A 5,398-nucleotide genomic window follows, 5' to 3' on the forward strand; every position below is an offset into this window, starting at 1 on the left:
GCGGCGCGGATGAGGCGCCCCACCTCGTCGGCCAGGAACGCAACGCCCTGGACCTTGGTAACCGATTGGACGTCGACCAAGTACTTGCCGCGCAGCAGCAGCGCCAGTTGGCCCAAGTTCATCTCCGGTGCCACCACCTGCGGGTAACGCCGCAGCACCTCGCCCAGGTTGGCCGGGAATGGTCTGAGGTACCGCAGATGGGCATGGGCAACCTTGACGCCGTTGCGTCGCGCACGTCGGCACGCCTCTCCGATCGGACCGTAGGAACTGCCCCACCCGATCAGCAGCAGTTCGGCGTCTCCGGTCGGATCGTCGACTTCCAGGTCAGGAACCGAGATGCCGTCGATCTTGGCTTGCCGCAACCGCACCATCAGGTCGTGATTGGCCGGGTCGTAGGAGATGTCGCCGCTGCCGTTCGCGGATTCCAGCCCACCGATGCGGTGCTCGAGTCCGGGAGTACCGGGGACGGCGAACAGGCGAGCCAGCGTTTCCGGGTCACGTGCATAAGGCATGAAAGGCTCGTCGGGGTTGGCGAAGGTATGCTGAATCGGTTGCAGCTCATCGACATTCGGAATCCGCCACGGCTCTGAGCCGTTGGCGATCGCGCCGTCCGACAGCACAATCACCGGGGTGTGGTACGAGATAGCGATGCGCACCGCCTCCAGCGCGGCGTCAAAGCAGTCCGACGGTGATCGCGGCGCGACGACGGCCACCGGCGACTCGCCGTTGCGGCCATAGAGCGCTTGCAGCAAGTCAGCCTGCTCGGTCTTGGTCGGCAGGCCCGTGGACGGGCCACCGCGCTGCACGTCGATGACGATCAGCGGAAGCTCGGTCATCACCGCGAGGCCGAGCGCCTCGGACTTCAGCGACAGGCCGGGGCCCGAGGTGCTGGTGACCCCGAGCGCACCACCGTAGGAAGCACCCAAGGCGGCGCAGATACCGCCGATCTCATCCTCGGCCTGGAACGTCAGCACATTGAAGTTCTTGTGCTTGGACAGCTCGTGCAGGATGTCCGACGCGGGCGTGATCGGGTAACTGCCCAGCACGACCTGAAGGTCGGCAAGCTGTCCGGCGGCGACGAGTCCGTAGGCCAAAGCGGTATTGCCCGAAATCTGGCGATACTCGCCGGTCGGCAGTTTCGCAGGTGAGATCTGGTAGGTGGTGGCGAAGGCCTCAGTGGTTTCGCCGTAGTTCCATCCAGCCTTGAGGGCAAGGACATTGGCCTCGGCGACATCGGGCTTGCGGCCGAACTTCTCCCGGATGAATCGCTCGCTGGTCTCGATCGGTCGCCCGTACATCCACGACAACAAGCCCAGCGCGAACATGTTTTTGGCGCGCTGCCCGTCTTTCTTCGACGCGCCGATGGCCTCGACAGCACCCAGCGTCAGCGTGGTCATCGGGACGGCCTCGACCTTGTAGTCAGACAACTCCCCCGTCTCCAGCGGGTTGTCCTCGTAACCGACCTTGGCCAGATTGCGCTTGGTGAACTCGTCGGAGTTGGCGATCACCAATCCACCGATGGGAAGGTCGGTGATGTTGGCCTTCAACGCTGCAGGGTTCATCGCCACCAGCACGTCGGGCCGGTCGCCGGCGGTAAGAATGTCGTAGTCGGCGATCTGGATCTGGAACGACGAGACGCCGGGCAGCGTGCCCTGCGGTGCGCGAATCTCGGCCGGGTAGCTCGGCTGAGTGGCCAGGTCGTTACCGAAAAGCGCTGCCTCGGAAGTAAACCGGTCTCCGGTCAGCTGCATGCCGTCGCCGGAGTCTCCGGCGAAACGGATGACGACTTTTTCCAGCTTTTGCCGTCCGGGCAGCTCCGCATCGGGCCGATGGGAATCTGAATCAGATTCTGACCTGGCTCCGTTTTCGCTCGGACCCACGTCGCCGCCTTCCATAGCTATTCACCGCACCGGCATGTGGTCGAAACCGGTGTGAATCACCCGAGTGCAGCCTCGGCCGATTTTTGTGTCACTGGCGGTACCGATTATTGCACTTTTCTTAGGGATTCATGGACACCCGTCTATAGCGTCACGCTACCGCTTAGTTGGCAAAACGCGAGGTCAAACACGCGTCTTCAATCCGCGGAACGAAGAATTGTGGCGTTCGTCACTTTTACCTGCCCGCAAAGTCTAAGAACGATAGTTACGCGTGAGTAACATTTGCTAGCGACCGCCTACCCTCGTGTCTCCCCCGTTCGGGGGAGGCCGCTGGCCTGGGTTAACCCGCCGTTTCTGGGGGCGTTGGGCCCGGTTTCGGGCATGGCCGTGGCGTACAGCGCAAGGCCCGCGGCGGCGACAATTCCCAGCGATATGAAGGCCGCGTGATAGCCGGCGGCGACCACGATCCAGCCCGCGACGATGTTCGACAGCGCCGCACCGACGCCCCACATGGTGGTGAGCGCGCCCAGGCTGACATTGAACCGGCCGGTCCCGTGCGTCAGGTCCTGCACGACGAGCGGGAACAGCGCGCCGAAGATCCCGGCTCCGACACCGTCGAGAATCTGGACGCCGACGAGCCAGTAGGGGCTGTCGGACAAGGTGTAGAGGAAGCCGCGCGCCGTCAGGAACGCGAACGCGACCAGAAAGATCGGCTTTCGTCCCAGGCTGTCCGCCTTGGCGCCGGCCAGATACGCCACCGGCACCATCACGGCCTGGGCGGCCACGACGCACGTCGCCATCAACGCGGTGCCGACGTCCTTGTTCTGCAGTGCGAGGACTTGCCCGACCAGCGGCAACATCGCGGCGTTGGCGAGATGAAAGGCGACCATCGCTGCCGCGAAGATCAGCAGTCTGCGGTCGCGGAACAGCGCAGCAACCCCGGACGGCGACGGGTGGGCATCACCGGGTGTGTGGTCCATGCCGCGAGCGACGTCATGGTCGATCGCGTCGCCGGGGATCCGCAGCGCCGCCAGCACACTGAGGGCTGCCATGACCGCCAGCACCCAGAACACCACCGCCGGGCCGAACCAGTACGCCAGCCCGCCGGTGATGGCGCCGGCGGTCGCGTTACCGGCGTGGTTGAACGACTCGTTGCGCCCGATCCGCCGGGAGAAGGCTCGGGTGCCGACGAGACCCAGCGTGATCGCGGCCAGAGCCGGAGCGAAAACCGAGCCGGCCACCCCGGTCAGCGCCTGTAGCAACGAAATCGCGAAGAAGCGAGGAAACAACGGCATGGCCAGCGTCCCGGCGGTCACCGTCAGCGCACCGGCCACGATCAGCGCTCGCTTTGCCGTGGTGCGGTCCACCGCGGCGCCGACCGGCGTCTGCGCCGCGATCGCCGCGAGTCCACCGATACCCATCACGAACCCGATCGAGGCTTGATCCCAGTGATGCGTGAGCAGCAGGTAGATCGACAGGTACGGACCAAGGCCGTCGCGCACATCGGCCAGAAAGAAGTTCAGTAGATCCAGCGCGTGAGAGGTGCGTCCCGGTAATGCGTCAGCAGCGCTCAACGGTTACCGGGACGGGTTACTACGCGCTCTTGTCGCGGCGCTCGGCGCGTGTCGCCTTGCGCGGAACGATCGTCGGCAGCACGTTGTCCTGGACGGTCTCCTTGGTCACCACGACCTTGGCGACGTCGTCGCGGCTGGGGATGTCGTACATCACCGGCAGCAGGACTTCTTCCATGATCGCGCGCAGGCCACGGGCCCCGGTGCCGCGGTGGATCGCCTGGTCGGCGATCGCCTCCAAGGCGTCCTGGCTGAACTCGAGTTCGACGTTGTCCATCTCGAAGAGCCGGGTGTACTGCTTGACCAGAGCGTTCTTCGGCTCGGACAAGATCTTGACCAGCGACTCCATGTCCAGATTGGTCACCGAGGCGACCACCGGCAAACGGCCGATGAACTCCGGGATCAGGCCGTACTTGATCAGGTCTTCGGGCATGACCTCGGCGAAGTGGTCGGTGGTGTCGATCTCGGCCTTGGAGCGCACCTCGGCCCCGAAGCCCAGACCGCGCTTGCCGACGCGGTCGGAGACGATCTTCTCCAGACCCGCGAACGCACCCGCCACGATGAACAACACGTTGGTGGTGTCGATCTGGATGAACTCCTGGTGCGGGTGCTTACGACCGCCCTGCGGCGGCACCGACGCCTGGGTGCCCTCCAGGATCTTCAGCAGGGCCTGCTGCACGCCCTCGCCGGACACGTCGCGGGTGATCGAGGGGTTCTCGCTCTTGCGGGCGATCTTGTCGACCTCGTCGATGTAGATGATGCCGGTCTCGGCGCGCTTGACGTCGTAGTCGGCGGCCTGGATCAGCTTGAGCAGAATGTTCTCCACGTCTTCACCGACATAGCCGGCCTCGGTCAGCGCCGTGGCATCGGCGATCGCGAACGGGACGTTGAGCATCTTGGCCAGGGTCTGGGCCAGGTAGGTCTTCCCGCAGCCGGTTGGGCCCAGCATCAAGATGTTGGATTTGGTCAACTCGACCAGCTCGCTGGAGCGGGAGTCGCGACCCTTCTCACCGGCCTGGATTCGCTTGTAGTGGTTGTAGACCGCGACCGCGAGGGTTCGCTTGGCGGTGTCCTGACCGATGACATAGCCCTCCAGGAATTCCCGGATCTCGGCGGGCTTGGGCAGTTCGTCGAGTTTTACGTCGTCGGCGTCGGCGAGCTCCTCTTCAATGATCTCGTTGCACAGATCGATGCACTCATCGCAGATGTACACGCCTGGCCCCGCAATAAGCTTCTTGACCTGCTTCTGGCTCTTCCCGCAGAACGAGCACTTCAGCAGGTCGCCGCCGTCTCCGATGCGCGCCATGGTGCTGGGGGCCTACTTCCTGTTCACCGTTTTGATTGTGCTATGTCGCGTGTATTTCCCGACGCTACCCGCTTGCTCCACGGCGATGCGACCGATAGAGGTGAATCGCGTCGGTGATATTCGTGTTGTGCGCCTGAACATATCGTCTTGGAGTCCCCTACGCGCGCCTGAACGCGCCGCCGTGTCTTTGGCGTGTCGCGGCCGTTATGCGACTGAGAGGCAGACGAACCCGTCAGGCATCCATCAGGCCGGTGAGATTCACCGTGGCCGAGGATACCGTGTTGATCGCCGACGGCGGCCCGGCGAGCTGGCGGCGTCCTGAAACTGGCCGTGCGGGCCGCCAGTTAGGTCGTCGACGCCGACAGCTTCCGGTACTCCAGCACGGTGTCGATGATCCCGTAGTCCTTCGCTTCGGCGGCGGTCAGGATCTTGTCCCGGTCGGTGTCCTTGCGCACGACCGCGGCGTCCTTGTTGGTGTGGCGCGCCAGCGTCGTCTCCATCAACGTGCGCATCCGCTCGATCTCGGCGGCCTGAATCTCCAAGTCGGAGAACTGGCCCTGGATCACGCCGGACAGCGACGGCTGGTGGATCAGTATCCGGGCGTTGGGCAACGCCATGCGCTTACCCGGTGTACCCGCGGCCAG

The 5,398-nt window shown here is 64.4% G+C and carries 4 protein-coding genes; all 4 read right to left on the reverse strand.

What is annotated here, in order from left to right:
- A partial coding sequence (locus VN856_RS07795; protein ID WP_414686900.1) for a 2-oxoacid:acceptor oxidoreductase subunit alpha occupies positions 1-1,895 on the reverse strand: 1,895 nt, incomplete at its 3' end.
- A gap of 278 nt (positions 1,896-2,173) precedes the next feature.
- Positions 2,174-3,451 (reverse strand): MFS transporter, encoded by a 1,278-nt coding sequence (locus tag VN856_RS07800; protein WP_325687752.1) that lies wholly within the window; start codon positions 3,449-3,451, stop codon positions 2,174-2,176.
- A 19-nt stretch (positions 3,452-3,470) separates the two neighbouring features.
- Entirely contained in the window at positions 3,471-4,754 is a 1,284-nt protein-coding gene (clpX, locus tag VN856_RS07805) for an ATP-dependent Clp protease ATP-binding subunit ClpX (RefSeq protein WP_325687753.1), read from the reverse strand.
- A gap of 344 nt (positions 4,755-5,098) precedes the next feature.
- Positions 5,099-5,398, reverse strand: a 300-nt coding sequence (locus tag VN856_RS07810) for an ATP-dependent Clp protease proteolytic subunit (protein WP_325687755.1), incomplete at its 5' end; no start/stop codon positions are given.

Origin of the sequence: Mycobacterium sp. (assembly GCF_035603715.1) — a bacterium.
Classification (GTDB): Bacteria; Actinomycetota; Actinomycetes; order Mycobacteriales; family Mycobacteriaceae; genus Mycobacterium.

What these genes read in the sequence shown, in the direction of transcription:
- clpX (WP_325687753.1), bottom strand. Translation starts at nt 4,754, where the DNA reads ATGGCGCGCATCGGAGACGGCGGCGACCTGCTGAAGTGCTCGTTCTGC.